The organism is Helicobacter equorum, assembly GCF_900198655.1.
Lineage (GTDB): Bacteria > Campylobacterota > Campylobacteria > Campylobacterales > Helicobacteraceae > Helicobacter_F > Helicobacter_F equorum.
The window spans coordinates 1-23,964 of the sequence record NZ_FZPO01000048.1; the positions used below are offsets into that span (position 1 = coordinate 1).

Below are 23,964 nucleotides of genomic sequence, written 5' to 3' on the forward strand. Positions count from 1 at the left end.
TTAAAGTTTGCTTTTGGATATTTGAAATATCATAAAAAATCAAAAATTATAAACTAAATATATATACACTTAATGCCATTTTTTTGTATGTGTTTTGATCCTACCTCGCGTTACTTTACCTACTTCTAACACACCAATTCGACATATCTTAAGGATTCTGTATAGGGCGATTTTTTGTTTTGGAGAAATTGTAAAAAGAATTTCATACTCTTCGCCACCTTGCAAACGCCACTTTTGTTTGCCCATAGACATGGATCGCAAAAAACTGCTATAGCTCATGCCATATCCGCCCAAAAGCTTTGTCACATCTTGCAAAAGCCCATCAGAAAGATCCATACTCGCTTTTATGTCTTTGCCAAAACGCTTCATAAATGCCACGCGTAATGTTGGACACAAAAAACGATTAATATGTACTCTCATAGAATCTGGATTGTCTCCGCACAAAGTGTGTCGCTTAAAATTAGTATTTGAAAAATCCTTGTTAGAGAGCAGATACTTAAGAGTTCGAAAAGATTCTCCAAGCCCATAGATTCTATCCTGTGTGCAAAATATTGCCAATCCATTTTGCTTTACTACACGAGGAATTACACGTTTTGCTTGACCAAAAATACATATATGAAATTCCAATCTATTCCCGCACATGGTATCGCCACCCACAATTTGTATAGCAAATTTTTGACAAATTGTTTTTGTAGCATTAATAATCTCTTGGATTTTTTCTGGCGTAAAATCCCTTGGTATCACAAGGCTTAACAACGCGTATTTTGGCAAGGCATTTTTGACAAGAACATCTGAAATATTTACCAAAAATGCCTTTCTAGTCGCCTCATAAACACTAAACCATGATCGCTTAAAGTGAATATCCTCACAAAATCCATCAAGAGCAACTATCCAACGCCTAGAATCTCGAAAAGTATCAAAACCAAATGTATGCACATCATCATCAAGCCTAGCACAGATTCCGCTCTTTTGCAATCCTTTTAGAAAAATTTCTTCTATACTTTGCATAACTATTTTTGCATTTTTAAACTTATATCAAGCCATTTTGCCTGATGTATAAGCGATCCTATACTTAAGGCATCAACCCCGCTTTTGGCATATTCACTAATATTGTGCAATGTGATGTTGCCACTAGCTTCTAATGCAATATGTGGATAGCTCTCATTGCGTAATGCCACAACTTTTTTAATCTCATCAATCACCATATTATCACACATCACAATATCAACACCAGCCTCAAAAGCTTTGTGCGCCATCGTATAATCATTAACTTCAATTTCAATCTTACATGTCCAAGGAATCTGCTTGCGTGCATGCACAATTGTAGATTCTAAATCTTGGATAAGTGCTAAATGCGTATCTTTTAGCATAAGTGCGTCATCTAATCCGAATCTATGATTATCTGCGCCACCATTACGCACGGAATATTTTTCAAATACGCGCAATAGCGGGCGTGTTTTGCGCGTATCAAGAATCTTGATATGTGTTTTGGCACATTGCACAAAAGCGTGAGTGTGTGTTGCTATTCCACTGCTATGGGCAATGATATTAAGTAAGGTGCGCTCAATTTGGAGAATTGCAATATAACTCCCACGCACAATTCCTAAAATCTTATGAGATTCAAAGGCTTGTGAATCTTGCACAAATAATTCTAGTGTAACATTATGCGCGCTACACAAAGCTTCGATATATATTTGACCAGAAAAAATTCCCGCCTCTTTGGCTATAATATGCGCACAAGCATCTCTATCTTGCGCTACATACGCAAATAAATCTCCTCTCCCTAGATCTTCAGACAAAGCCTCTTTGACAAACTGCATAATATCCATATGACATCCTCTATTTTTCTAGCATAAGCTTTAAGGTATGTATTTGTGTATCAACCCTTACATAAAGCCCTAAAACACCACTTTGTAATTCACGAGGATCAATCACGATAAAGCCTCCCCTTGGTGGATTACCAACCTTAAGTGTATTCTTACGCAAATAACTAGAAAGAATAACTGATCTTTCTCTTCTCTTTTCTTCAAGGCGTTCAGATTGTTCAAGACGATCCCGTGCGCTATATACCCAAGGCGTATATAGGAAAAATCTAGGATGACCACGATAAATAAGTATAGGTGAAGAAATCAAAACAGATTGTGAAGAAGTTCGCTCTTTGGGAGTAAAGATACCAAAAGATTCTATAACCTTACCAAAATTGAGACTTGATTGTTTAGCCATTTCATAATCTAGAATCTCTACTTGTTTGCCATTTTGTAATGCCCATATACAATCTAAATCAAACACAAATTGACCACCTTTTTTTATTTGGGCTACAATAAATATAGCTAAGGGTATATTGTCACTTTCTCCTACGAGGTTTTGAGCAACTTCAAAACGAACTAAAGATTGTGATGTTTGGGAGGTAAAAATCTCTACCCCACTATCAAATTCTCTTTGTAAAGAATCCTGTGGGATTGCAGTAATATGATAGCTAGAACAGCCAAGCAATAATAGACTACACACAAATACTATTACGCGTAGCCCTTTCATTATTCTTTAAGCTATACAAACTCAATGATAGCCATTTGTGACGCATCACCTCTACGAATACGTGTTCTTTGAATCCTCGTATAACCACCGTTACGATCTTTGTATTTTGGTGCTATTTGTGCGATAAGTTTCTTGGTGGCTTCCTTATCTTGTAAAGATGCAAATACAAAGCGATGTGTATTTAAATCTTCAACTCGAGCGACACTCACGAGCTTTTCAATATAAGACTGAAGTTCCTTTGCTTTAAATACACTTGTCTCAATTTTTTCATATTTTATAAGTGCAATAGCAAGATTCTTAAGCAACGCCTTTCTATGTGCTGAAGTCCTACCAAGTTTTCTGTATCCATGATTATGTCTCATTGTACTCTCCTTAAGCTTTTAGTTTGGCAAGTTTGCGAGAGAATGTTGCTTTTAGATCTTCTGAGAGGTCTACACCTATAGGATAACCCAACTCCTGAAGTTTTTCAGCAATTTCATCAAAAGATTTCTTGCCCATATTTTTGATATTTTTTATATCATTTTCTTCCATACATGTGAGCTCGCCAACATACTTAAGCCCCGATCTATCAAGACAATTAAAACAACGTGCACTCAAATCCAAAGAACTCAAAGTCATTAAAAGTGTCTTTAGTTCTCCACTATCTTCTGTATTTCTGCTTGGTGTATTAGATTCTTGAAGATCCACACCAAAAACAGCCATTTGTTTATACATTATCGCAATCGCATCTTTAAAAGCTTCCAATGGCTTAATTTGCCCATCTGTTTGAATATCAAATACAAGCTTTTCAAAGTTTGGATTATCTTCAAGTAAGACATTACTAATATCATACACAACACGCTTTACCGGCGTAAAATACGCATCAAGAGGTATGTACCCTTCTGGTATATCAGCTCTAATCTCTTCACTAGGTACATACCCTATACCTTTTTTGATCGTGAGAGAAAAACTTAATTCAAAATTTTCATTAATAGTCGCTAGGTATACATCTGAATTCACCACATCTGTTAAATCATTAATAAGATCCTTACCATTTAATACCATTGGACCCTTAAAGTTATAACTAAGCTCCGCAGAAGAATCGTTTTTCTTATCTTTAATACTAAAACGAATATTCTTGAGATTCGCTATAAATTGCGATACATCCTCAACAATTCCTCGAATAGAGTCAAATTCATGTGTTACGCCATCAATTTTTAGAGCTATTGCTGCATATCCTACCGAACTCGAAAGCAACAAACGTCGTAATGGATGAGCAAAAGTAATAGCATAGCCAGATTCAAAAGGTGAAACACTTATCATAGTGCGGTTTTCCCCCACTTCCTCTACTTTTATATCTTCAGGAATATAGGGCTGTGTTTTAATTGTTTTCATCCTAATTACCACCTTTACATATTATTTAGAATACAACTCAACAATAAGTCTCTCTTCGATAGGAATTACTACTTCTTCTCTCACAGGGAAGCGTGTAAAGATTCCAAAAGCTTTATCTTTATCGACATCAACCCATGGTACAATCCCTGTCTGTGCAGTAAGTTCAATAGCACGAATGACTTGAGGATTTTTTTTGCTTTTTTCTTTAAGTTCGATTTTTTGTCCAACACGCACAGAATATGAAGGTATATCCACTCTCTTACCATCCACCAAAATATGTCCATGTGTTACTAATTGACGTGCAAATCTTCTTGTAGTTGCAAAACCCATACGATACACAACATTATCAAGCCTGCATTCAATAAGACGAATAAGATTCTCTCCTGTATTCCCCTCTTGTCTATTAGCTTCTCTAAAAAGTGCCCGGAATTGCTTTTCACTTGTGCCATACATAATTTTTGCTTTTTGCTTTTCTGCAAGTTGCAATCCATACTCTGAGATTTTACCTCGTTTTTGCCCATGTTGACCAGGGCCATATGCACGCTTTTCAAGCGCACCCTTACCAGCTAAACGGCGCTCACCCTTTAGTGCGAGAGACACACCAAAACGTCTTTCTAGTTTTTCTACCGGACCTCTATATCTTGCCATCTTTTCTCCTTACACTCTTCTTCTTTTTGGTGGTCTACAACCATTATGTGGCAATGGCGTTACATCTTTGAGCCACAATACCTTGATTCCCTCTGTTGCGCCTACGCTTTTTACAGCAGTTTCGCGTCCACTTCCTGGTCCTTGAACCTTAATACCAACTTCCTTAATGCCATGTTCTTTTGCCTTAGTTAATGCAGACTCGACTGCTTGTTGTGCCGCATAAGGAGTAGATTTTTTACTTCCCTTAAAACCTAAGCCACCCGCAGTAGCCCAACAAATAACATTGCCCATTTCATCTGTGATGGTTACATTTGTATTGTTAAAGGTTGCAGAAATACACACAATCCCACGAGCGATATTTTTTTTCACCACTCTCTTTTTTGTTACGTTGCGTTTTGCCATTCTCTACTCCTTATTTACTTCCAACGGTTTTTTTCTTACCCTTACGTGTTCGGGCATTGTTTTTTGTTGTTTGACCGCGGACAGGCAATCCTCTTCTATGGCGCAAACCGCGATAACTTCCTAAATCCATAAGTGCCTTGATATCCATTGTAACTTTCTTACGCAAATCACCCTCCACCATATAGCTTTCTTGAATCTTTTTAGCTATAGTAGAAACTTCGTCCTCGCTGAGATCATGAACTCGCTTATCAAAGGAAATATTAACAGATGTGAGTATATCTCTGGAACTTTTCAAACCTATTCCATAGATATAAGTCAATGCATACTCTACTCTTTTTTTCTTTGGCAAATCTACACCAGCAATTCTCGCCATTGTCTATCCTTGTCTTTGTTTGTGTTTTGGGGTTGAGCAAATCACTCTAACCACACCCTTACGTTTGATAATTTTACATTTATCGCACATTTTCTTAACCGAAGGTCTTACTTTCATACCTACTCCTTGCTTGAATTTGCAAAATCTAGGCTCTATTAAAACAGAAGCTCGATTTTAATAAAACTTGGGATTGTATGCAAAAAATCATTAAAAGCCACTTAGATCTCACTAAATTGTAAAATCTAGTTCTTAAACTTCTCATACAAAATCTAAGAGCTAGATTCTAAAAGGCTATATTATTTGTTTCGATAGACAATCCGTCCTTTATCCACACTATAAGGTGTTAACTCGATACGTACCTTATCGCCAGGTAAAATCCTAATGTAATTCATACGCATCTTACCTGCTATTCTACATAGCACAACCTTACCATTTGCAATTTCAACTTTAAAGGTAGCATTAGGCAATGCCTCTATAACTTTGCCATCAACCTCTATCATATCATCTTTTGCCATTTATGCCTCCGTTAATATCTGCGCCTTGCCACCAATAATTGCAACCGTATGTTCATAATGGCTTCCATTAAGCCCATCGGCAGAAACCACCGACCAATTATCACTTAATACTTTGGGTTCGCCACTTTTTTGACAAATCATAGGCTCTATGCAAAACACCATTCCCTCACGGATCTTAGGTCCCTGTTTAGGATTTGGTGTTTCCAAAAAATTTGGAATCTCTGGTTCTTCATGGGGTGCACGACCAATTCCATGCCCACAAAACCCCTGCAATGGCACAAAGCCACTCGCTATAATACGATCTTGTAAAAACTTACTCAATTCCTTGAAATGCATATTTACATGTATAGAATCTATAGCGTCATACAAAACATCTTTAGAGCATTGTATAAGCTGTTCATCTGCTTTGGTAATCTCGCCTATACCAAAAGTAATAGCTCCATCACCAAACCATCCATTGGATTCTGCCCCTATGTCCACACCCACAATATCCCCATTTTTTAGTCTATAATCAGTTGGGATACCATGAATAATGACTTCATTCACAGAAATACAAACAGCACAAGGAAAGCCATACAAACCTTTAAAAGAAGGCTTTGCACCACAAGAGAGAATAAAATCCTCTATAATAGAATCTAATTCTTTTAGACTCATACCTTCTTTTGCACTCCTTCGTGCTAGCTCCAAAGATTGTGCAACGACGCGATTTGGAATCTGTAATGCTGAAATTTCTTTGGGGTTTTTAATGCTTATCGCCATTACAACCCAACCGCACTAAGAGTTTTATATTTGCTCATATAAATCTGTGCTTCAATTTTTCGCATAGTATCTATAGCTACTTGCACTACAATAAGCACTGCTGTCCCACCAAAATAAAACTGAATACCCGTAGCTTTGACAATAAGCCAAGGAAGTGTAGAAACAAGTGCCAAATATAAAGAGCCCCACAATGTTAAATTACTCGCAACATTATTTAAAAATGTCGCCGTGCCTTCTCCGGGGCGCATACCTGGTATAAATCCACCCTGTCGTTTGAGATTATCTGCTATATCCTTAGCATTAAAAACGATCGAAGAATAAAAATATGCAAAGAAAATAACCAATAAAAACATAAGGAGATTATAGGTATATCCAGTCGGACTTAAAATATCAGCAATCTTACGCACCACTTCATTTGAAGAAGCTTGCAAAAGCGTCGAAGGAAAGACTAAAATTGCAGATGCAAATATAGGAGGAATCACACCACTAAGGTTAATTTTGATAGGTATGTAATTCATAATACGCTTATTTTGGTTTTGCATAATAACCTTACGCGCATAAGAAACTTGCACCCTGCGTTCTGAAAGCTCCACTATGATAATAGCCAAGATAGTAAAAATCACCACAAGCAAAAGCCCTATAAACGCAATAATACTAATTTGATCTGTATTTACCAAATCAAATACTGTAGCAATCGCTTGAGGAATACCTGATACGATACCAGCAAAAATAATAAGGCTAATACCATTACCAACACCTCTTTGTGTGATTTGCTCACCAATCCACATAAGCAACATAGTGCCTGTAAGCATAGAAAAAACTGCTATAGTTACAAAGACTGGCAAATCAATTGTTACAGCAGAACGTGCACCCTCTTGAATACTACCAAGACCTATGCTTACACTTATGGCTTGCACAATGGTAATAACAATAGTGACATAACGGATGATTTGCATATATTTTTGCATACCATCACGCTCTTTTTTCATTTTTGCTAAACCCGGAAATGTAGCCGAGAGAAGTTCCATAATGATGGATGCAGTAATATAAGGCATAATACCTAAAGAAATAATACTAAAACGCTCAATGGCATTCCCACTAAACATATTAAATAAGCCCAAAACGCCATCCGAATAATTACTAATAATACTCTGAATTACTCCCACATCAACGCCTGGAACAGTGACATACGCAAGAACTCTATAAACAAATAAAAATGCTAAAGTAATAAGAATTTTATTAAAAATCGCTCTATTCATTATTTATTTCCGCTAGTTGTAATAGACTCATCCTTAATTTTAGCAACAAGTGTTTTTGCCTTTGTCCCAATAATCTTGATACGCATTACATACGAAGGTATAGTAATTTTTTCTTTCAAACTTACCATAGTAATCTCTGTGAGAGAATCTAACACGCTCACCTTATCCGCATTCACAACATAAGGTTTTGACACCCTAGAAGTAAACCCAACTTTAGGTAATCGTCTTTGTAGTGGTTGCTGACCACCCTCAAAGCCTCTCTTTGCTTTGTAACCAGTCCTAGCAGTTTGTCCTTTTCCACCTCTTGTAGAAGTTTTTCCCATACCACTGCCTTGACCACGACCAATTCTCTTTATATCTTTTACACTACCCTTTGCGGGTTTAATATTTTCTAATGCCACGAAAAACTCCTTAATAACGCTTAAGCTTTAATCCTAGATAACGCATCAACCGTAGCACGAACGATATTATAAGGATTGTTTGAGCCAAGAGATTTTGTCAAAATGTCCTTAATACCTGCCAATTCAATCACGGATCGTGCCGACCCACCTGCAATAACACCTGTTCCCTCACTTGCAGGCTTTAGCAAAATACGACTTGCATTATACTTGCATTCAATATCATGTGCGATAGTTGTGCCTTTAACATTGACTTTGATGATATTTTTAAAAGCATCGTCAATTGCCTTTTTAATAGCATCAGGAACTTCTTTGGCTTTTCCTAATCCAAAGCCTATGAGACCATTTTTGTTACCAACAACAACTAATGCATTGAATCTAAAGCGACGACCACCCTTTACGACCTTTGTAACCCTGCCAATGTTTACTACTACTTCACTAAATTCTTCTCTATTAATTTCCATAAGCTTCCTTTCACTTTACACTAAAATGCGATACCATTTTCTCGCAAAGTATCCGCAAACACTGCAACTACGCCATGATACAAATAGCCATTTCTATCAAACACTATCTTAGAAATATCTTTCTTAGCAAGTTCTTGTGCAAAGCTTTGAGCAATTTTAGCAACACTCTCTTTATTGTTGCCAAGTCCTATTTTTTTACCATCAACTGCCACTAATGTGCTAGATTCTGCGTCATTAATCGCCTGTGCATAAAAATATTTATTCGATCTAAAAATCGTCACTCTGGGCATACCTGCAACACCAAAAACCTTACCTCTTGTTCTAAGTTTACGCTTAGCGCGTAATACTTTTTTTCTTTCTAACATATTTTCTCTCATTGCTTACACCTTATTTTTTAGAAGTTTTACCAGCTTTGCGGATAATCACTTCATCAGAATATTTAATACCTTTACCCTTATAAGGCTCTGGTGGTCTAAATTTTCTAATTTCAGCAGCAATCTGCCCTATCTGTTGTTTATCGCTACCCTTAATGATGATAGCATTCTTTTCTACACTCATCTCAACACCCTGAGGTATTGGATACACTACAGAGTGAGAAAAACCAAGTGCAAGTTCTAGATTCTTGCCACTAACATTTGCCTTGTATCCGACACCATTAATCTCCAAAACTTTTGTAAAACCACTGCTCAAGCCTATCACTATATTATTGGCTAACGCGCGATATGTCCCCCAATATGCTCGAGATTGTGGAGTGTCATCACTTTTAGCAAACCAAATATTGCCATCTTTTATTTCAATATTGACACGTCCAAAAGTTTCTAATTCTTGTTGAAATTTAGCGCCTTTAAAGAGCAACTTACTCCCATCCAATACTACTTCTACACCATTTGGAATACTAATTGGTCTTTTTCCAACTCTTGACATCACTATTCCTCCTTTTACCATATACTGCAAAGTGCTTCGCCACCGACATTAGCCTTATATGCTTCATCATTTGCGATTACACCTTTGCTTGTGCTTACCACGATAGTCCCATAACCATTTTTGAAGCGTTTTAATTCGCTATGTCCCTTATACACACGTCTACCAGGCTTACTAATTCTTTTAATTTCATTAATGGCACTCTTGCCTTGTTCATCATATTCAAGCTGCACACTAATAAATTGCTTACCATCTTTGTCAATCACCTTATAGTCTTTGATGAAGCCTTTTGTTTTAAAAACTTCCAAAATAGAAACAACAATTTTTGCATAATACAAATTTGCAACTTCTAGTCTTCTCATGGAAGCATTGCGAATGCGTGTCAAAGAATCTGCAATAATATCATTTACCATCATCCACTCCTTACCAGCTTGCTTTTCTAAGTCCTGGGATCAATCCCTCATTGCCCATTTTACGTAGGCATACACGACATAACCCAAAATCTCTGTATACAGAATGCGGTCTACCACACACTTGACATCTTGTATAGGCTCTTGCACTAAATTTTGCTTTTCTCTTAGCTTTTGCTATCATAGATTTTTTTGCCATTTTATCGTCCTTTTGCAAAAGGCATGCCAAACATTTCAAGTAGTTTGAAAGCCTCTTTATCGCTATTAGTTGATGTTACGATCGTGATATTCATACCGTGTGTCACCATAATATCATCATACACTACTTCTGGGAACATAAGCTGCTCATTAAGACCAAAACTATAATTTCCCCTCCCATCAAAACCATTGCGCTTAATACCCCTAAAATCCTTCACTCTAGGTAATGCAATAACAATAAGTTTTTCCAAGAAGTTATACATCATATTGCCCCTAAGCGTAACTTTCACACCCATTGGCATACCTTCACGCATCTTAAATCCTGCTACAGATTTTTTAGCTTTCGTAATAATTGCCTTTTGTCCAGCAATAAGAGAAATTGTATCGGCAATATTTTGTATAATTTTGCTATCTTTTGCATAATCTCCCGCACCAACACTAATCACAATTTTTTCTAGTCTTGGGACAAGCATTGCATTTGTAATTTGCAGCTCTTCTTTAAGCTTCGAGACAAGCTCTTCTTTATATTTTCTACGTAACTCAAACATTATTTATCTCCATCCGCTTTTTTCACATTAGAGATATCTATTGGCATCTCTTTGTTTACAAAGCCACCCTTGGGATCTTTGTCGCTAGGCTTGACTGATTTTTTAGCTACCCTCAAACCCTCAACTATAACTTGTCCCTTTTTTGGTAATACCTGAATCACCTTACCACTTTTGCCTTTATCATCGCCAGCGATAGCTACAACTACATCGCCCTTTTTAATTTTGCATTTCACTATAACACCTCCGGAGCTAACGATACTATTTTCATAAAATTTGCATATCGCACTTCTCTGCTAACTGGTCCAAAAATCCTTGTGCCAATAGGTTCCCTTTTTGCATCAAGAATTACAGCAGCATTTTCATCAAACCGAACTAAAGATCCATTTTCTCTATGAATCTCCTTTTTTGTTCTCACAATTACCGCCTTAACTACTTGCCCTTTTTTAACTTTTCCATTTGGAATTGCTTTTTTTACAGATGCAACAATCACATCACCAACACGTGCGTAACGTCTATGGCTACCACCAAGAACTTTGATACACATAATCTCTTTAGCGCCACTATTATCAGCTACATTTAGTCTTGTAAAACTCTGTATCATAGCTCTACTCCTTTCACCACAATATCTTTTAGTCTAAAAGATTTACTCTTAGAAATTGGTCTGCACTCGATTGCGCTCACCACATCACCAACCTTAGCTTGATTGTTTTCATCATGGATTGTATATTTTTTAAATCTCTTAACGATTTTTCTATACTTTGGGTGGAGAACTTTTCTCTCTACAAGCACTACCACACTTTTATCCCCTGCTTTACTTATAATTCTCCCTTGTATCACTCTTTTGTGCGCTTGTTTTTCACTCATTTGACATCCTTTTTGGCATTAATCGCTGTATTAATCCGTGCTATATCTTTACGCACAAATTTAAGCTCACTAGGATTTGTTGATTGCATAGTCTTTAATTTGAGTCTAGTTTCAAACAACAATGACTTCTTTTCTTTAAGCAACTTTTGTAATTCGACAATATCTTTGTCCTTCAATTCAGTAAATTTCATTTTCGCTCTCGCTTGTTATAATTTTTGTTTTAAATGGAAGTTTACTTTGTGCCAATGCCAAAGCTTCACGTGCCAATCCTTCATCAATACCTATCATTTCATAAATAATACGACCAGGTTTAATATTCATAACCCATTTTTCGACACCGCCTTTACCTTTACCCATTCTGACTTCAAGAGGTTTTGCTGTTAGTGGTTTATCTGGGAAAACTCGTATCCACACCTTACCAGCTCTCTTGATGTGACGGGTCATCGCAATACGTGCAGATTCTATTTGTCTAGAATCTATGCGTCCATGTTCTAATGCTTTAATACCTATATTCCCAAATGCAAGAGAGCAACCGCGAAATGATTTGCCACGATTGCGACCTTTCATCTGCTTTCTATATTTTGTTTTTTTTGGCATCAACATAATTATTGCCTCCCTCTTCTTGTTCTAGTTCTCGGTTCTTTTTCGCCTCTATCGGTATGTGCTTCTCTCGTAGATTCTCTCTCACTTCTTTCTTGCTGAATCCCTTTATGTAGCACTTCACCTTTAAAAATCCAAACCTTTACGCCAATGATTCCATATGTTGTCATTGCTTCTGCAAAACCATAATCAATCTTTGCACGTAACGTATGTAGAGGTACTCTACCTTCCATATACCATTCAGTTCGTGCCATTTCAGCACCAGCTAGACGACCGGATACCTTAACTTTAATGCCCTTAGCCCCAGATTTAAGTGCTGATTGCATAACTTTCTTCATCGCGCGTCGAAATGCTACGCGTTTTTCAAGTTGTGTGGCAATATTTTCTGCAGCTAATTGCGCATTTGTTTGTGGGCGTTTAGCTTCTTTGATATTAATGCTAACTTCTTTTTTGAGGAACTTTTTCAAAGCTTCCTTATGTTTATCAATATCAACACCTTTTTTACCTATAATAAGTCCGGGTTTGGAAGCCACCACAGTCACACGCACCTTGTGTGCAGCACGCTCAATAATAATCTCACTCACACCGGCATAATACATCTCGCTCTTTAAGAACTTGCGTATCATATGATCTTCTAAGATGTTTGAAGGAGTCGCCTGTGTAGCAGGAAACCAACGAGAAGACCAATTCCTATTAATTCCTAATCTTAAACCTATTGGATTGACTTTTTGACCCATACTTACTTGCCCTCACCTTCTGTTGTTTTGCTTGCTTTTGCCGCAGTTGATTTCGTAATTGCTTTTTTTGTTGGCTTAGATTCTGTTACCTTAGCTTTTTCTTGCTTAGGTCTAGATTCTGAAATTTCAGATTTTGTGCTTGTCGCCTTAGATATTTTTTGGGCACCAACAACTTTTTTAGCACCTTTGGTCTTTTTTGCAGAATCTTTTGGGATGCCTACCTCTACAAACACATGAGATGTAGGTTTTCTAATAGGTGTAGCACGACCCTTGGCTCTTGGCATAAAGCGTCGCAAAACAGGACCGGCATCAATTCTACAAGATAACACTACAACTTCTTGCGTATCATAACCACCATTTGCTACTGCAGAAGCAAGCACTTTAGAAATAATTCTTGCTGCTTTGTTTGGTGTGAATTCCAAGCTTGCAATTGCAAGTTCGGCGTTCATTCCTTGAATCTCTCTAGCAATTAAACGAGCTTTTGTAGGAGAAAGTCTAATATATCGTAATAATGCTTTGCTCATACTTCCTCCTTATTTACCAATTTTCTTTTGGACATTACCTTTATGTCCCTTAAAAGTTCTAGTGGGAGCAAATTCACCCAACTTATATCCAACATGATTCTCTGTGATATATACAGGAACAAATGCTCTGCCATTATGCACATTAAAAGTTAAACCTATCATATCAGGCAAGATCGTGCTACGTCTTGACCATGTTTTGATTGGTTTATTATCTTTAGAATCTCTTGCTTTCAAAACTTTTTTTAACAAAGAGCTATCGATGAATGGACCTTTTTTAATTGATCGTGACATATTACTTCCTTATTTTTTCTTTCTTGAAATAATGAGCTTATCACTCGTTTTTTTCTTACGAGTTTTAAAGCCCTTCGCAGGTGTTCCCCAAGGAGATACAGGATGCCCACTTGATCCAGTCTTACCTTCACCACCACCATGTGGGTGATCTACAGGGTTCATCGCACTACCTCTAGTCTGTGGTCGAATACCTCTATGGCGGTTTCGTCCAGCTTTACCGATAGAAATATTGATAAAATCTTCATTCCCTACAACACCAATAGTTGCCATACATTCTTCCAAAATATAACGCATTTCACCACTTGGCATTCTCAAAATAATGTATTTTCCCTCACGCCCCATGATTTGCGCACTAGCTCCTGCACTTCTAGCAAGCTGACCTCCGGCACCAGGATGCATCTCAATATTATGTACGATAGTTCCTATAGGAATTGCTTTAAGTTTCATTGCAAAACCTACTTTGATGTCCAATCCTAATTCTGCAGACATAACACTATCACCCACTTTCAAACCAGATGGTTGAATGATGTAGCGTTTTTCCCCATCAGGATACGTAATAAGTGCAATGCGACAATTTCTGTATGGATCATATTCAATAGCACTTACCTTGCCTTCAAGACCAAACTTGTTGCGCTTAAAATCAATAATACGATAGAGCTTTTTTGCTCCTCCCTCTCTATGACGACTTGTAATTCGTCCATTGTTATTACGTCCAGCAGATATAGGAAGTTTTACAAGCAAACTTCTCACGCTTGGCTTTGCAGTAATATCTTTGGAGCTCAACCCACTCATAAACCTCCTGCTAGGAGTGTAGGGCTTATATGTTTTGATTGCCATTTCTATTCTCCTTTATCATTACACCGAAAGAGCGTCAATCTTGGCGCCTTCAGGAACTTTTACATAAAATTTTTTAAAAGATGCTCTTTTACCTTCTCTACCTCGAAAACGCTTTACTTTGCCCTCTTGCTTAAGAGAGTTAATCTTAAGAGGAGTGAAGCCAAAATACTCTTGAAACACTGCTTTTAATTGATTTTTAGTAACACCACTTGCAGTTTGCACCACAAGCATTCCTTTTTCTTGCAAAGCCAAAGACTTTTCTGTGTAAAGGATTGATTTAATATCTGTTATATCTGCCATTGCCTCTCCTCCACTTATTTGCTAGCTTTTTTAGTAGCTATAATCTCATCAAGCACTACTTTCTCGATAACCACACAACGGAATGTAGCAACTAAATAAGCATTTAATTCATTAGAATCCACAACATAACATTCTCGTAAATTTCGGTATGCTAAAAATGTTTTTTCATCACTAAATTGCCCCACAAAAAGTGCATTCTTATCACCAAGTGCACAAAATTTCGCATACGCATCCTTTGTCTTACCACTTTGTATTGCTATAGAATCTACAACAAAAAGCTTATTCATTTGTGCTTTTTGCGCCAAAGCATACTCAAGTGCTAAACGTTTTTGTTTTTTATTGATTTTCAAATCATAATTGCGTTTTGTAGGTCCATGAGAAACACCACCGCCCACAAAAATAGGAGAAGTAATGCTCCCTGCACGTGCACGACCATTTTTCTTTTGTCTCCATGGTTTTTTACCACCACCGCTGACTTCACCACGATTTTTGGCATATGCACTATTTGCACGCAAAGATGCCAAATAGGACTTCACATACAAATACAAGTTATGTTCACTAACCTGCTCATATTCCTTTGGTAATTCAATCTCACTACTTTTTTTAAGATTATTATCTAATACAATCGCCTTACTCATACACCGCACCTTATTGTATAATTTGGATTCTGCCATAAGCTCCATTGTAGCCTGCTACAGAACCTTTCAATACCAAAATATTGCTTTCCTTGTCAAAGGAAAGCACAGTATTTCTTGTATTCACACGCTCATCACCATAATGCCCTGCCATTTTTTTACCCGGCTGCACTCTTCCTGGCCACTCACGATTTCCGATAGATCCAAGTCGTCTATGAAATCTACTACCATGCGCAGCAGGACCACCTTGAAAATTCCATCTTTTCATCGCACCACTAAAGCCTCGACCTTTAGAGTTAAAAATGCTTTTCACACTCTTTGCATTTTCTAGAACCTCTATGTTAAGATCCCCTCGTTCTGTATTGGCAACCTTGAGCGTGGCAAATCTATTAAATTCTTTGCTTAAGCTATATTTTTTCTGAACCCCTGCAATAGCTTTATTCATAGCCTTACCTTTTGAGTAAGCCACCAATGCCTTTCCATTGTCATATACTTCACATACTTTCATATTAAGCACGCGAAGTAGTGTAACTGCTTCACTCTTTGCACCAATGGTTCGGCTCATACCAATCTTTTCAACGATAAATTCCATAACTCTTTCCTTGTCTAATTTCTAAATTCCCTACTTACTCATGGAAGTAACTTCTACATCTACTTCTGGAGCTAAATCAAGTTTCATAAGACTATCCACGGTATCAGGTGTCGCAGACATAATGTCAATGATACGATGATGTACTCTAATCTCAAATTGTTCGCGTGAATCTTTGTTGATATGTGGAGATTTAAGCACTGTATAGCGACGCTTTTTAGTAGGAAGTGGAATAGGTCCCCTAATCTCTGATCCAGTGCGTTTCACAGCTTCAACAATTGCAGCTACCGAACGATCCAAAACCCTATAATCATAGGCTTTCAACTTTAATCTAATTTTTTCCATTTGCCATCCTTTTTATATGAAAGAACTCATCACATTTGGCTCAAAATCCATTCAAAAACACAAATGCAATGCAATTTAAAAGCACGAATTGTAGTCAAAAAAAACTTTTTTTGCAAGACTCTTCCCTATTTTTCGCAAAGAAAGAAAAATTTATTTCCTTTTTATAAGGACAATTTTATCTAGTGTAATCACATTTATCTAGAATTATGTGACATTTTTGCACAATCCTAAAACTACCTTGCATAAACTTTATATTTAGTGTATGATTACAAAATCATCATCAATCCCACTAAGGAGCATCCCAATGTTTACAGAAATTGCCACTTTTATTTATCAACGAATTCTTACCTCAAATCGAAAGATAAGCTTTAAGTTTTATGTGAAGCTTCGCACCTTAATTTTAAAATTTACCGATCCTCTCATTACCTTAAGTTTTCGTGGTTATACATTGAGTATGCCATTTTCTCATACAATATTTCTCAATCAAAAAATCTATCCAACATATGATATGCAACTCCACAAAGTAGCTAATTACATAGCTCAAAAAATGGGCTTTATACACATCATAGATATAGGCGCAAACATTGGTGATACCGCTGTTTTTATGGATATGCCCAAAGCACAATTCCTACTTGTAGAAGGTGAAACACGCTACAACAATCTCATTGAGGAGAATTTTTATAGGCATTATGGTCGGCTACTAGGGGGGGGGGAATAGGCTTATTATAGAAAATACTTTCATTACCGACACACAAAATACTTATACAATCACACGTTATGATGGAAGTGCTAGACTCCAGCAAACTCAAACCCAAGATTCTCAGGGCAATGAAAATAATATTGTTTTTCACACATTAGACTTTCTTGTTAACAAACATGATTTTAAACCAAACTTCATCAAAGTTGATACTGATGGTTTTGATTTTAAAGTCATTCGCAGTGCCGAAAATACCCTAAAAACCTATAAAAGCACACTCTTTTTTGAATGGGATCTTTTCTTTCTTCAAGCTCAAGACGAAAATCCCACAAGTATTTTTACATATCTGAACTCTTTGGGTTATACACAATTACTCATCTTTGATAACTTTGGAAATCTTCTTGTTGTCTTACATTCAGATGACATCTCAAACCTTTCCTTAATCCTAGATTATACACGCAAAAGCAACAAACACATCTACTATTATGATGTATTGGCATTACACAAAGACACTCCGCTTGATGCTTGGGAGTGCGCAAAGCTATTGTAATCTTTAAATAACTTAAGCCTCTACTTCACATACTGCTACGCGTTGCACTGCACCTTTGAGATATACAACATTGTGCGAATCTATACGCACTTCCAAAAGTTCTTTACTTGGTGGTGTGATGATGGTTTGTGAATCTACCAATCCAAATCTATATGCCAATGCCATCACTGCTGCTGCACCTGTGCCACACGCTAGGGTAATATCCTCCACACCACGCTCATAGGTTGCATATACGATATGTTTCCTATCTTGGACATAGGCGATATTCACATTTACATCATGCTTTTGGCGTAATCCTCTTAAGAATGCGTTGTGTTGGCTATTAGATTTTGGTATATGAGATTGTGTGTCTGTGAGACATACCAAATGTGGCACTCCAGTATCCAAAAGATACCATTTTTCACCCCACAAGCTAGGTTCTTGCACTTGTTGTATAAAGGTATATTCCCCTAACATACTTTCAACCAAAAGTGGATTTTGAGAATCTACGACAATCCCAATCTCACCTGCCAAACTCAAAAATGTATGCTCTTTTGGTGCTATACCTTCAACATAAGCAAAGCTCCCCACGCACCGACTCGCATTACCACACATTTCTGCTATACTACCATCAGCATTTAAAAAAATCCATTCATAAGCAATACGCTCTTTTTGGCTTGGTGACAACACCACAAAACCATCAGCTCCTATACCGCTATGTCTTGCACACCATTTTTGTGCATATTGCCTATAGTCTGCCTTTAGCGTATCAGCAAATGCGTTATAGAGTAAAAAATCATTTCCATTAGCACAATATTTTACAAGTCTCATCATCACTTCCCTGTTTGCATAGAATCTTCTAACTTTTCCAAAGCCTCTTCCACAAGGGCTTTTAAAGCCATTTTATTGTCTACATTTTTAATCACATAATCACTCATCGCGCATTTTTGCTCTATGTCCATTTGGGCGTCAATGCGTGCTTGTGCAGATTCTCTACTTAGGGAATCACGCGCAATAATTCGCTCCAAACATTGATCCTTTGGTGCATATACCAAAAGAATCTTGCATACAGGATATTTTTCTCGCCCTCCAGATTCAAAAAACAGCGGAATATCTAAAAAATAGCATTTTTGTTGAGATTCTAGTTCTCGTGTAGCATATAAAATTGCTTGGTGAATCTTGGGGTGCAAAAGAGATTCTAACTTCTTGCGTGCGTTTTTGTCACCAAAAACAAGTGTGCCCAATGCTTTTCTATCCACGATACCCTCTCGCACGAACTCCGATCCAAAAGTGAGCGCCACCTCATTAACACTTGCTTGTAATATCGTATGTGCAATTTCATCAGCACATAAAACAACATAACCTTTGCCCCTAAGTATCGCTGATACACTACTTTTGCCACTACCAATACAACCTGTAAGCGCTACTCCATACTGCAAAAGTGTGAGATTCATATGAGAATCTAGATTCCCTCCATGAGATAAAGACCCAGACATAACGCACCTTAGCTAACCATATGCGAAACAAATTTTGCATAATTATCCAAAATGTCTCCACCTTTGCGGAATCCCAAACCACAAGATTCATGAGCAAAAAAGACATTTGCTTGATAATATGAAGCATTATGACTATTTAACTCATAAAATTCCTGATACACTCGCTTTTGCACACCATACATACCCTCTTTTGCATACATTGCCTTGCCTTGTGCATCACAAATCTCTACATTCTCACCTTCTCTACCAAATGATGGCTTACTTACTTGTTTGCGTCCAAGAGGCTCAAAACTAGATTCTAAGAGCAATGGATGTCGTGGAAAAAGATCCCACAAAATCTTTAGCATTCTTTTGCTTTGAAACATCAATGTATACGCAGGATTAAGAAAAATTGTGTTTTTATTACTCATCATTTCACGCATTAATGCCAACATTTCAGGCTCATCAATGGCAATAAACTCCCAGGGTATTAGCTTAAACAAAAACTCATATTGCGTATTATCATATATCACGCCATCTTGCGGACTAAAGCTTACTTCATCTATGGGTGCATATGTACTTTCAAATCCTGCTTCTTTGGCTAATTGACACAAAAATCGCGTAGTAATCTCTTCTTCAATATTGCCTTTGATACTCGAAAAAAGAATTTTCCAACCCTCATACAGCTCATCAAAAAAACTTGTGTCTGAACTCAAAGTAATAAGACGCTTAAAATTTTGACGCAAAGCTTGGGAAATGTCATTAAATTGCAAATGTTCATCAAAACCATTTGCCTTTAGTAACGCCCATTGAATAAGTGCGCTTTCATAAAGCATTGTTGGTGTATCAGCATTGAATTCCAAAAGCTTTATAGGTTTGCCATCAAGCCCACCAGCAAGATCAAATCGCCCATATAAATGCCAATGTATGTCCTCTTCCCAACTCTGGTGAATCATATCATGCAAACTTGGTGGTATATCAAGTTCAAAAAGCAGATCATTGTCCAAAACATATTCTCCAGCCTCCACATACATATCATATAATTCATTACCTGCATTATAAAATGCCTCCGCCTCATCTTGTGAAATGCACACGACTTCATCAGCAATATATGCCGAATTATCCAAATCCGTATGCCATCCTAACCCAATTTCCTCTAGTGTTTGTGAATCCAAAGGATTAATATGTAAAATTTCCATCGTGTATCCTTAACTATAATTTATGTAAGTTTTCTACCAAAAATTAAACAACATTATACAAAAGTCGATATGCTTTTGCGTTGGTTTTTAACCATCTTAATACTAATACTAACAAAAAAGGAGTAGTGATGAAAAAACTTTCTGTTTCACTTGCTTTGGTAGCAAGTTTGGGTTCAGGCGCAATGGCAGCGGAAGTCAATCCGTTTGGATTTATCGGTGGATATTATTCTCAAGGGTTCAGCAATATGCCTACTCAAAATAACACTTCAAATGGTAAGGAAGTAGGAGAATCTTATGCTTCTATAGCTGCACATCTTGGGCTTGATATAGGGCTTACCTCTAATGTAAGTTTTGGCTTAGGTTTTTGGGGTGGATTACCACTCTATGAAACCCATTATGGCAATGTGCCAGTGGGTGATAGATTCTATCAGAAAAAGTGGGATGTATCTGATGCGTATCTAAAGTTTGATAACAAATCAACTTCTATCGTTGGTGGTCGTTTTGATATTGGTAGTTTTTATCATGGTCAAGATGGCAAAGAATACACTGGTATGGATTGGTTGTGGGGCAATATTCAAGGTGTGGCTTTCAACACAAAATCTAAGAATATCGGTTTTTGGGCGTTGTGGATGAACTCAAAGCTTGGTGTCAATGGTAATTACAATAGAATAGCTTATGATATGGCATCATTTGGCACATTCTCTGCATTTAAACATATTCACGTTGGTGAAGTGTTTATGGGAGGTATTGACTTTGATTACGATGTATTTAAGTTTAGCCCGTTTGTGATGTATGATACTAATTACCAACACAGCAATACTCCAGGATCACGAAGTGTCTTGAGTGCAGGTGCTAAAGTCGTGCTTGATATAAAAGGCAATGGTGTAGAATCTATCACAACGCTCCGAGGATTATGGCAACAATACCAAGTAGGAAATCGTGATGTAAGCCCACTCGTGCTTTGGGTTGATGAAGAATTAATCTTTAATGAAATTTTTAAAGTTGGGGCTGGGTACATTAAGACAAACGATTATGGTGCATTACTCTATGGTCATGATAAAAGTAGATTCTATGGATATAGATCTGTTGGTATGAGCAGTGGTGGTATATATAGCTCAGGTAATCCGTTGTATTATGGTGGAAACTCTGGCACATATTATGTGTTTGCTGGATTAAAACCGGATTCTCGCCTAGAACTTGATCTGCTCTTTGCTGGCGGTTCCTATTCTGAGCTTTCTGCAGTTGCTCAATACCGTCTACTTGGAAAGGCTGATAAAACAAACCTCAAAATCGGTGCAGGATTTGTAAGCACAAAAGGTCGAAATTGGGATGCAAACGCTTCACTTGATTTTGACAAGCGACGAAACAACGCTATTGCCTTCTTACGCCTCTCTCTCTAACATAACTTCACAGAGATTCTCATACTATGTGAGAATCTCTGATTTTAAATCCTTAATCACAAAACAAACACATATAATCATAATTAATGGTGTGTGTGCTTTGTATGTCCTTTTGCTTCTATCACGCCAATATCTTTAAGCTCGATAGTATTGCCATTACTAAATTGCAAAGAAAAAGAAACCTTCTGTCCTTCTTTCAAAGGCTCTATGAGGTTAATAAACATTACATGATACCCGCCTGGTTCCAAATTTACATCACCATAAGCTTTCACAAGAATCTCTGGCACTTGCACCATTTTTTTCATACCATCTTTGTATATATGCGTATGAAACTCTGTGTTTTCAGAGATTGCACTTTTTCCACCAACAAGTGCGATGTCCTTGTCTGTATTGTTATGAATCCGCATAAATGCTGCGGCTGCCTTGCTATTGTGTGGCACAAACTGCACAAACACATCTGCCACTTCTATATCAGCAGCATTAGCACCAAAACATGACAACATACCAACACACAACAAAATCTTTTTTATAAACTTCATATATGCCTCCTTGTATATAGCTTAGATTCTGCATTATAATCAAGCTAATCCAAAGCTTAGCTTAAGCTTACCTCCTCACCTTTTAAAATAGTATTCATCGTATTCATCGCACACATTTTGCCACACATCGAACAAGAATGTAATTCTTCAGGTTTGCGCTCATTAAACATTGCACGTGCTTTTTTGCCATCTATAGCATACCCAAACATCTTACCCCAATCTATTGCTTGGCGTGCCATACTCATCTTATCATCTATATCTCGCTCTTTTGGTAATTTGGCAATATCTCCGGCATGTGCAGCAATTTTGGTCGCTACAATCCCATCACGCACATCGGTAAGATTAGGAAGTCGCAAATGTTCTGCAGGTGTTACATAGCAAAGCATATCTGCTCCAGCTGCAGCTGCTACCGCACCACCTATCGCACCACTAATGTGATCATAACCCGCACCAATATCCGTCACAAGTGGTCCTAACACATAAAATGGCGCACCCTTACACACACGCTTTTGTAGCTTGACATTAGATTCTATCTCATCAATACACATATGCCCAGGACCCTCAATCATCACCTGCACATTGGCTTGCCACGCTCTTTGTGTAAGGAGTGAAAGCTCCAAAAGTTCAGCGAGCTGCGCGCTATCACTTGCATCATGTGTAGATCCTGGACGCAATGCATCACCCAAAGAAAGTGTTACATCAAATCGCGCACAAATCTCTAATAAATCATCAAAATATTCATAAAATGGATTTTCAGCTTCTTTCATTTTCATCCACGCATACAGCACACTCCCACCACGAGAAACAATATTTGTGAGTCTGTGGGATTGCTCAAACATAAATGCAGCGCGTGAGTTTATCCCCGCATGAATTGTCATAAAATCCACACCACTTTTGGCATGATGATATACGACATCAATAAAATCTCTGGCAGTAATATCTTTTAAATCCTTTTCCAAAAACCCGACTGCATCATACACAGGGACGGTGCCTATCATCGCCTTGGATACTTTGATTAGCTCATCGCGAAAATGACTAGTTTTGCCATAATTACTAAGATCCATTATGGATTCTATACCAAAATCATGAGAGAGCGTAACCTTTTGCATTTCTTCAGTGTAATCCACGCAGTCATTAGATACACCAAGATTCACATTAACCTTTGTGCGTAACCCTGCACCTATGCCATGTGGATCAAGATTGATATGATTACAATTGGCAGGAATAATAATCGTGCCTTGTGCTATAGATTCTAGTAAAAATGCTTCACTCACACCTTCTTTTTGTGCTACAGCTTGCATTTGTGTAGTAAAAACGCCCTCTTTTGCATACGCCATTTGTGTTTTCATATTCCATTCCTTAATAAGTAGATAATGATAAACACGGGGGTGCAAGAGATACTAACAAGTATCATAAGTGTAGAAAGTAGAAATAGGTAGGTAAACATTCCCGTCGCTAGCATTATCTAGATCCGGTTCGGTCTAAGCTCTCTAGCTTACTCTCAGCCTGTCTTACAAGCTCCCGTCATTTATGCAAATCCATTATAACCTGATTTAGGTAAATCGCATTTTAAGCGCGTTTTAGATACAATACAGCATT

At 37.4% G+C, this 23,964-nt stretch carries 39 protein-coding genes, 1 pseudogene and 1 riboswitch; of the genes and pseudogenes, 3 read left to right on the plus strand and 37 right to left on the minus strand.

The genetic code is table 11. The features are described 5' to 3' along the window. Positions 1-69: 69 nt before the first annotated feature. From C6H22_RS06820 to rpsJ, 32 genes and pseudogenes are all read right to left on the minus strand, one after another. Positions 70-1,008, minus strand: coding sequence for a thiamine-phosphate kinase (locus C6H22_RS06820; protein WP_104694566.1), 939 nt, complete (start codon positions 1,006-1,008; stop codon positions 70-72). 2 nt (positions 1,009-1,010) lie between these two features. Then, positions 1,011-1,829, minus strand: coding sequence for a carboxylating nicotinate-nucleotide diphosphorylase (gene nadC / locus C6H22_RS06825; protein WP_104694567.1), 819 nt, complete (start codon positions 1,827-1,829; stop codon positions 1,011-1,013). 10 nt (positions 1,830-1,839) lie between these two features. Then, entirely contained in the window at positions 1,840-2,535 is a 696-nt protein-coding gene (locus tag C6H22_RS06830; protein ID WP_104694568.1) for a hypothetical protein, read from the minus strand. Between the two features lie 11 nt (positions 2,536-2,546). Further along, positions 2,547-2,897, minus strand: coding sequence for a 50S ribosomal protein L17 (rplQ, locus tag C6H22_RS06835; protein WP_104694569.1), 351 nt, complete (start codon positions 2,895-2,897; stop codon positions 2,547-2,549). 10 nt (positions 2,898-2,907) lie between these two features. Beyond that, positions 2,908-3,909: a DNA-directed RNA polymerase subunit alpha gene (locus tag C6H22_RS06840; protein WP_104694570.1), complete on the minus strand. Its 1,002-nt coding sequence runs from the start codon at positions 3,907-3,909 to the stop codon at positions 2,908-2,910. 21 nt (positions 3,910-3,930) lie between these two features. Continuing rightward, a complete protein-coding gene (gene rpsD, locus C6H22_RS06845) occupies positions 3,931-4,557 on the minus strand; it encodes a 30S ribosomal protein S4 (RefSeq protein WP_104694571.1) in 627 nt (208 codons plus the stop codon). A gap of 9 nt (positions 4,558-4,566) precedes the next feature. Further along, positions 4,567-4,959: a 30S ribosomal protein S11 gene (gene rpsK / locus C6H22_RS06850; protein ID WP_104694572.1), complete on the minus strand. Its 393-nt coding sequence runs from the start codon at positions 4,957-4,959 to the stop codon at positions 4,567-4,569. A gap of 10 nt (positions 4,960-4,969) precedes the next feature. Beyond that, a complete protein-coding gene (gene rpsM / locus C6H22_RS06855; RefSeq protein ID WP_095627567.1) occupies positions 4,970-5,332 on the minus strand; it encodes a 30S ribosomal protein S13 in 363 nt (120 codons plus the stop codon). A 3-nt stretch (positions 5,333-5,335) separates the two neighbouring features. Continuing rightward, on the minus strand, positions 5,336-5,449 hold the full coding sequence (gene rpmJ, locus C6H22_RS06860) for a 50S ribosomal protein L36 (RefSeq protein ID WP_023927895.1): 114 nt from the start codon (positions 5,447-5,449) through the stop codon (positions 5,336-5,338). Between the two features lie 179 nt (positions 5,450-5,628). After that, on the minus strand, positions 5,629-5,847 hold the full coding sequence (infA, locus tag C6H22_RS06865; RefSeq protein WP_095627568.1) for a translation initiation factor IF-1: 219 nt from the start codon (positions 5,845-5,847) through the stop codon (positions 5,629-5,631). Further along, entirely contained in the window at positions 5,848-6,606 is a 759-nt protein-coding gene (gene map / locus C6H22_RS06870) for a type I methionyl aminopeptidase (RefSeq protein WP_104694573.1), read from the minus strand. Beyond that, positions 6,606-7,865 carry a preprotein translocase subunit SecY gene (gene secY, locus C6H22_RS06875; RefSeq protein ID WP_104694574.1) on the minus strand — a complete coding sequence of 420 codons (1,260 nt, stop codon included), beginning with the start codon at positions 7,863-7,865 and terminating at the stop codon, positions 6,606-6,608. The genes map and secY overlap by 1 nt, the downstream gene beginning before the upstream one ends. Next, complete coding sequence (gene rplO, locus C6H22_RS06880) at positions 7,865-8,266, minus strand: 50S ribosomal protein L15 (RefSeq protein ID WP_104694575.1); 402 nt, start codon at positions 8,264-8,266, stop codon at positions 7,865-7,867. The genes secY and rplO overlap by 1 nt, the downstream gene beginning before the upstream one ends. 20 nt (positions 8,267-8,286) lie before the next feature. Then, entirely contained in the window at positions 8,287-8,727 is a 441-nt protein-coding gene (gene rpsE, locus C6H22_RS06885) for a 30S ribosomal protein S5 (RefSeq protein ID WP_095627572.1), read from the minus strand. 20 nt (positions 8,728-8,747) lie between these two features. Further along, entirely contained in the window at positions 8,748-9,104 is a 357-nt protein-coding gene (rplR, locus tag C6H22_RS06890) for a 50S ribosomal protein L18 (RefSeq protein ID WP_104694576.1), read from the minus strand. 10 nt (positions 9,105-9,114) lie between these two features. Further along, positions 9,115-9,651: a 50S ribosomal protein L6 gene (rplF, locus tag C6H22_RS06895; RefSeq protein WP_104694577.1), complete on the minus strand. Its 537-nt coding sequence runs from the start codon at positions 9,649-9,651 to the stop codon at positions 9,115-9,117. 14 nt (positions 9,652-9,665) lie between these two features. Further along, a complete protein-coding gene (rpsH, locus tag C6H22_RS06900; RefSeq protein ID WP_104694578.1) occupies positions 9,666-10,061 on the minus strand; it encodes a 30S ribosomal protein S8 in 396 nt (131 codons plus the stop codon). Between the two features lie 10 nt (positions 10,062-10,071). Continuing rightward, complete coding sequence (locus C6H22_RS06905; protein ID WP_066387869.1) at positions 10,072-10,257, minus strand: type Z 30S ribosomal protein S14; 186 nt, start codon at positions 10,255-10,257, stop codon at positions 10,072-10,074. Position 10,258: 1 nt separating this feature from the next. After that, positions 10,259-10,804 carry a 50S ribosomal protein L5 gene (rplE, locus tag C6H22_RS06910; protein WP_104694579.1) on the minus strand — a complete coding sequence of 182 codons (546 nt, stop codon included), beginning with the start codon at positions 10,802-10,804 and terminating at the stop codon, positions 10,259-10,261. Further along, on the minus strand, positions 10,804-11,040 hold the full coding sequence (rplX, locus tag C6H22_RS06915; protein ID WP_104694580.1) for a 50S ribosomal protein L24: 237 nt from the start codon (positions 11,038-11,040) through the stop codon (positions 10,804-10,806). Before rplX ends, rplE begins: the two co-directional genes overlap by 1 nt. After that, on the minus strand, positions 11,037-11,405 hold the full coding sequence (gene rplN, locus C6H22_RS06920) for a 50S ribosomal protein L14 (protein ID WP_095627578.1): 369 nt from the start codon (positions 11,403-11,405) through the stop codon (positions 11,037-11,039). Before rplN ends, rplX begins: the two co-directional genes overlap by 4 nt. Continuing rightward, entirely contained in the window at positions 11,402-11,668 is a 267-nt protein-coding gene (rpsQ, locus tag C6H22_RS06925; protein ID WP_104694581.1) for a 30S ribosomal protein S17, read from the minus strand. Before rpsQ ends, rplN begins: the two co-directional genes overlap by 4 nt. After that, on the minus strand, positions 11,665-11,859 hold the full coding sequence (gene rpmC, locus C6H22_RS06930) for a 50S ribosomal protein L29 (protein ID WP_095627580.1): 195 nt from the start codon (positions 11,857-11,859) through the stop codon (positions 11,665-11,667). The genes rpsQ and rpmC overlap by 4 nt, the downstream gene beginning before the upstream one ends. Next, positions 11,846-12,271 (minus strand): 50S ribosomal protein L16, encoded by a 426-nt coding sequence (gene rplP, locus C6H22_RS06935; protein WP_095627581.1) that lies wholly within the window; start codon positions 12,269-12,271, stop codon positions 11,846-11,848. The genes rpmC and rplP overlap by 14 nt, the downstream gene beginning before the upstream one ends. A 2-nt stretch (positions 12,272-12,273) precedes the next feature. Beyond that, positions 12,274-13,005, minus strand: coding sequence for a 30S ribosomal protein S3 (gene rpsC / locus C6H22_RS06940; RefSeq protein ID WP_104694582.1), 732 nt, complete (start codon positions 13,003-13,005; stop codon positions 12,274-12,276). Between the two features lie 173 nt (positions 13,006-13,178). After that, positions 13,179-13,529: pseudogene (gene rplV, locus C6H22_RS08920) on the minus strand (50S ribosomal protein L22); the annotation flags it as partial. A 9-nt stretch (positions 13,530-13,538) separates the two neighbouring features. After that, entirely contained in the window at positions 13,539-13,820 is a 282-nt protein-coding gene (gene rpsS, locus C6H22_RS06950; protein ID WP_104694584.1) for a 30S ribosomal protein S19, read from the minus strand. A 9-nt stretch (positions 13,821-13,829) separates the two neighbouring features. Beyond that, positions 13,830-14,657 (minus strand): 50S ribosomal protein L2, encoded by an 828-nt coding sequence (gene rplB / locus C6H22_RS06955; protein ID WP_104694585.1) that lies wholly within the window; start codon positions 14,655-14,657, stop codon positions 13,830-13,832. A gap of 18 nt (positions 14,658-14,675) precedes the next feature. Next, complete coding sequence (locus C6H22_RS06960) at positions 14,676-14,957, minus strand: 50S ribosomal protein L23 (protein WP_095627586.1); 282 nt, start codon at positions 14,955-14,957, stop codon at positions 14,676-14,678. Between the two features lie 14 nt (positions 14,958-14,971). Next, positions 14,972-15,595 carry a 50S ribosomal protein L4 gene (gene rplD / locus C6H22_RS06965; RefSeq protein ID WP_104694586.1) on the minus strand — a complete coding sequence of 208 codons (624 nt, stop codon included), beginning with the start codon at positions 15,593-15,595 and terminating at the stop codon, positions 14,972-14,974. Positions 15,596-15,605: 10 nt separating this feature from the next. After that, positions 15,606-16,184, minus strand: coding sequence for a 50S ribosomal protein L3 (gene rplC, locus C6H22_RS06970; protein WP_104694587.1), 579 nt, complete (start codon positions 16,182-16,184; stop codon positions 15,606-15,608). Positions 16,185-16,214: 30 nt separating this feature from the next. Continuing rightward, complete coding sequence (gene rpsJ / locus C6H22_RS06975) at positions 16,215-16,526, minus strand: 30S ribosomal protein S10 (protein WP_095627589.1); 312 nt, start codon at positions 16,524-16,526, stop codon at positions 16,215-16,217. Positions 16,527-16,830: 304 nt separating this feature from the next. Here rpsJ and C6H22_RS06980 point away from each other — a divergent pair, with 304 nt between their 5' ends. Both C6H22_RS06980 and C6H22_RS06985 read left to right on the plus strand, forming a co-directional pair. Then, complete coding sequence (locus C6H22_RS06980; RefSeq protein ID WP_104694588.1) at positions 16,831-17,244, plus strand: class I SAM-dependent methyltransferase; 414 nt, start codon at positions 16,831-16,833, stop codon at positions 17,242-17,244. 7 nt (positions 17,245-17,251) lie between these two features. Next, the gene (locus C6H22_RS06985) at positions 17,252-17,773 is read left to right on the plus strand and encodes an FkbM family methyltransferase (protein ID WP_158654664.1); all 522 of its coding nucleotides are present in this window, start codon (positions 17,252-17,254) and stop codon (positions 17,771-17,773) included. Between the two features lie 12 nt (positions 17,774-17,785). Here the strand turns inward: C6H22_RS06985 and dapF are convergent, their stop codons facing one another. Genes dapF through C6H22_RS07000 form a run of 3 tightly spaced genes read right to left on the minus strand, consistent with a single transcriptional unit; the run spans position 17,786 to position 20,426 of the window. Then, positions 17,786-18,583 carry a diaminopimelate epimerase gene (dapF, locus tag C6H22_RS06990; protein ID WP_104694590.1) on the minus strand — a complete coding sequence of 266 codons (798 nt, stop codon included), beginning with the start codon at positions 18,581-18,583 and terminating at the stop codon, positions 17,786-17,788. A gap of 2 nt (positions 18,584-18,585) precedes the next feature. Beyond that, entirely contained in the window at positions 18,586-19,248 is a 663-nt protein-coding gene (gene coaE, locus C6H22_RS06995) for a dephospho-CoA kinase (protein ID WP_104694591.1), read from the minus strand. Between the two features lie 8 nt (positions 19,249-19,256). Continuing rightward, positions 19,257-20,426, minus strand: a complete 1,170-nt coding sequence (locus C6H22_RS07000; RefSeq protein ID WP_104694592.1) for a glutathionylspermidine synthase family protein — start codon at positions 20,424-20,426, stop codon at positions 19,257-19,259. 128 nt (positions 20,427-20,554) lie between these two features. Between C6H22_RS07000 and C6H22_RS07005 the strand changes: the two genes are divergently transcribed. After that, complete coding sequence (locus tag C6H22_RS07005; RefSeq protein WP_104694593.1) at positions 20,555-21,826, plus strand: hypothetical protein; 1,272 nt, start codon at positions 20,555-20,557, stop codon at positions 21,824-21,826. An 83-nt stretch (positions 21,827-21,909) separates the two neighbouring features. Here the strand turns inward: C6H22_RS07005 and C6H22_RS07010 are convergent, their stop codons facing one another. Both C6H22_RS07010 and thiC read right to left on the minus strand, forming a co-directional pair. After that, positions 21,910-22,365, minus strand: coding sequence for a copper chaperone PCu(A)C (locus tag C6H22_RS07010; protein ID WP_104694594.1), 456 nt, complete (start codon positions 22,363-22,365; stop codon positions 21,910-21,912). A 56-nt stretch (positions 22,366-22,421) separates the two neighbouring features. Further along, positions 22,422-23,714, minus strand: coding sequence for a phosphomethylpyrimidine synthase ThiC (gene thiC / locus C6H22_RS07015; protein ID WP_104694595.1), 1,293 nt, complete (start codon positions 23,712-23,714; stop codon positions 22,422-22,424). Positions 23,715-23,794: 80 nt separating this feature from the next. Further along, a riboswitch (TPP riboswitch) is annotated at positions 23,795-23,900 on the minus strand. Between the last annotated feature and the right edge of the window lie 64 nt (positions 23,901-23,964).

Coding starts and splice junctions, on each gene's coding strand:
- rpsM (WP_095627567.1), bottom strand. CDS start 5,332: ATGGCGAGAATTGCTGGTGTAGATTTGCCAAAGAAAAAAAGAGTAGAG.
- C6H22_RS07010 (WP_104694594.1), bottom strand. CDS start 22,365: ATGAAGTTTATAAAAAAGATTTTGTTGTGTGTTGGTATGTTGTCATGT.
- C6H22_RS06905 (WP_066387869.1), bottom strand. CDS start 10,257: ATGGCAAAAAAATCTATGATAGCAAAAGCTAAGAGAAAAGCAAAATTT.
- rplD (WP_104694586.1), bottom strand. CDS start 15,595: ATGAGTAAGGCGATTGTATTAGATAATAATCTTAAAAAAAGTAGTGAG.
- rpsQ (WP_104694581.1), bottom strand. CDS start 11,668: ATGAGTGAAAAACAAGCGCACAAAAGAGTGATACAAGGGAGAATTATA.
- C6H22_RS06980 (WP_104694588.1), top strand. CDS start 16,831: ATGTTTACAGAAATTGCCACTTTTATTTATCAACGAATTCTTACCTCA.
- rplE (WP_104694579.1), bottom strand. CDS start 10,804: ATGTTTGAGTTACGTAGAAAATATAAAGAAGAGCTTGTCTCGAAGCTT.
- dapF (WP_104694590.1), bottom strand. CDS start 18,583: ATGAGACTTGTAAAATATTGTGCTAATGGAAATGATTTTTTACTCTAT.
- rpsJ (WP_095627589.1), bottom strand. CDS start 16,526: ATGGAAAAAATTAGATTAAAGTTGAAAGCCTATGATTATAGGGTTTTG.
- rplP (WP_095627581.1), bottom strand. CDS start 12,271: ATGTTGATGCCAAAAAAAACAAAATATAGAAAGCAGATGAAAGGTCGC.
- C6H22_RS07005 (WP_104694593.1), top strand. CDS start 20,555: ATGAAAAAACTTTCTGTTTCACTTGCTTTGGTAGCAAGTTTGGGTTCA.
- nadC (WP_104694567.1), bottom strand. CDS start 1,829: ATGGATATTATGCAGTTTGTCAAAGAGGCTTTGTCTGAAGATCTAGGG.
- rpsC (WP_104694582.1), bottom strand. CDS start 13,005: ATGGGTCAAAAAGTCAATCCAATAGGTTTAAGATTAGGAATTAATAGG.
- rplN (WP_095627578.1), bottom strand. CDS start 11,405: ATGATACAGAGTTTTACAAGACTAAATGTAGCTGATAATAGTGGCGCT.
- rplC (WP_104694587.1), bottom strand. CDS start 16,184: ATGGAATTTATCGTTGAAAAGATTGGTATGAGCCGAACCATTGGTGCA.
- map (WP_104694573.1), bottom strand. CDS start 6,606: ATGGCGATAAGCATTAAAAACCCCAAAGAAATTTCAGCATTACAGATT.
- C6H22_RS06830 (WP_104694568.1), bottom strand. CDS start 2,535: ATGAAAGGGCTACGCGTAATAGTATTTGTGTGTAGTCTATTATTGCTT.
- C6H22_RS06960 (WP_095627586.1), bottom strand. CDS start 14,957: ATGGCAGATATAACAGATATTAAATCAATCCTTTACACAGAAAAGTCT.
- rpsE (WP_095627572.1), bottom strand. CDS start 8,727: ATGGAAATTAATAGAGAAGAATTTAGTGAAGTAGTAGTAAACATTGGC.
- rplB (WP_104694585.1), bottom strand. CDS start 14,657: ATGGCAATCAAAACATATAAGCCCTACACTCCTAGCAGGAGGTTTATG.
- rpsS (WP_104694584.1), bottom strand. CDS start 13,820: ATGTCACGATCAATTAAAAAAGGTCCATTCATCGATAGCTCTTTGTTA.
- rpsH (WP_104694578.1), bottom strand. CDS start 10,061: ATGGTAAATGATATTATTGCAGATTCTTTGACACGCATTCGCAATGCT.
- rpsK (WP_104694572.1), bottom strand. CDS start 4,959: ATGGCAAAACGCAACGTAACAAAAAAGAGAGTGGTGAAAAAAAATATC.
- C6H22_RS06820 (WP_104694566.1), bottom strand. CDS start 1,008: ATGCAAAGTATAGAAGAAATTTTTCTAAAAGGATTGCAAAAGAGCGGA.
- infA (WP_095627568.1), bottom strand. CDS start 5,847: ATGGCAAAAGATGATATGATAGAGGTTGATGGCAAAGTTATAGAGGCA.
- coaE (WP_104694591.1), bottom strand. CDS start 19,248: ATGTCTGGGTCTTTATCTCATGGAGGGAATCTAGATTCTCATATGAAT.
- rplR (WP_104694576.1), bottom strand. CDS start 9,104: ATGAGAGAAAATATGTTAGAAAGAAAAAAAGTATTACGCGCTAAGCGT.
- thiC (WP_104694595.1), bottom strand. CDS start 23,714: ATGAAAACACAAATGGCGTATGCAAAAGAGGGCGTTTTTACTACACAA.
- rpsD (WP_104694571.1), bottom strand. CDS start 4,557: ATGGCAAGATATAGAGGTCCGGTAGAAAAACTAGAAAGACGTTTTGGT.
- rpmC (WP_095627580.1), bottom strand. CDS start 11,859: ATGAAATTTACTGAATTGAAGGACAAAGATATTGTCGAATTACAAAAG.
- rplQ (WP_104694569.1), bottom strand. CDS start 2,897: ATGAGACATAATCATGGATACAGAAAACTTGGTAGGACTTCAGCACAT.
- rpmJ (WP_023927895.1), bottom strand. CDS start 5,449: ATGAAAGTAAGACCTTCGGTTAAGAAAATGTGCGATAAATGTAAAATT.
- C6H22_RS06840 (WP_104694570.1), bottom strand. CDS start 3,909: ATGAAAACAATTAAAACACAGCCCTATATTCCTGAAGATATAAAAGTA.
- C6H22_RS07000 (WP_104694592.1), bottom strand. CDS start 20,426: ATGGAAATTTTACATATTAATCCTTTGGATTCACAAACACTAGAGGAA.
- rplF (WP_104694577.1), bottom strand. CDS start 9,651: ATGTCAAGAGTTGGAAAAAGACCAATTAGTATTCCAAATGGTGTAGAA.
- secY (WP_104694574.1), bottom strand. CDS start 7,865: ATGAATAGAGCGATTTTTAATAAAATTCTTATTACTTTAGCATTTTTA.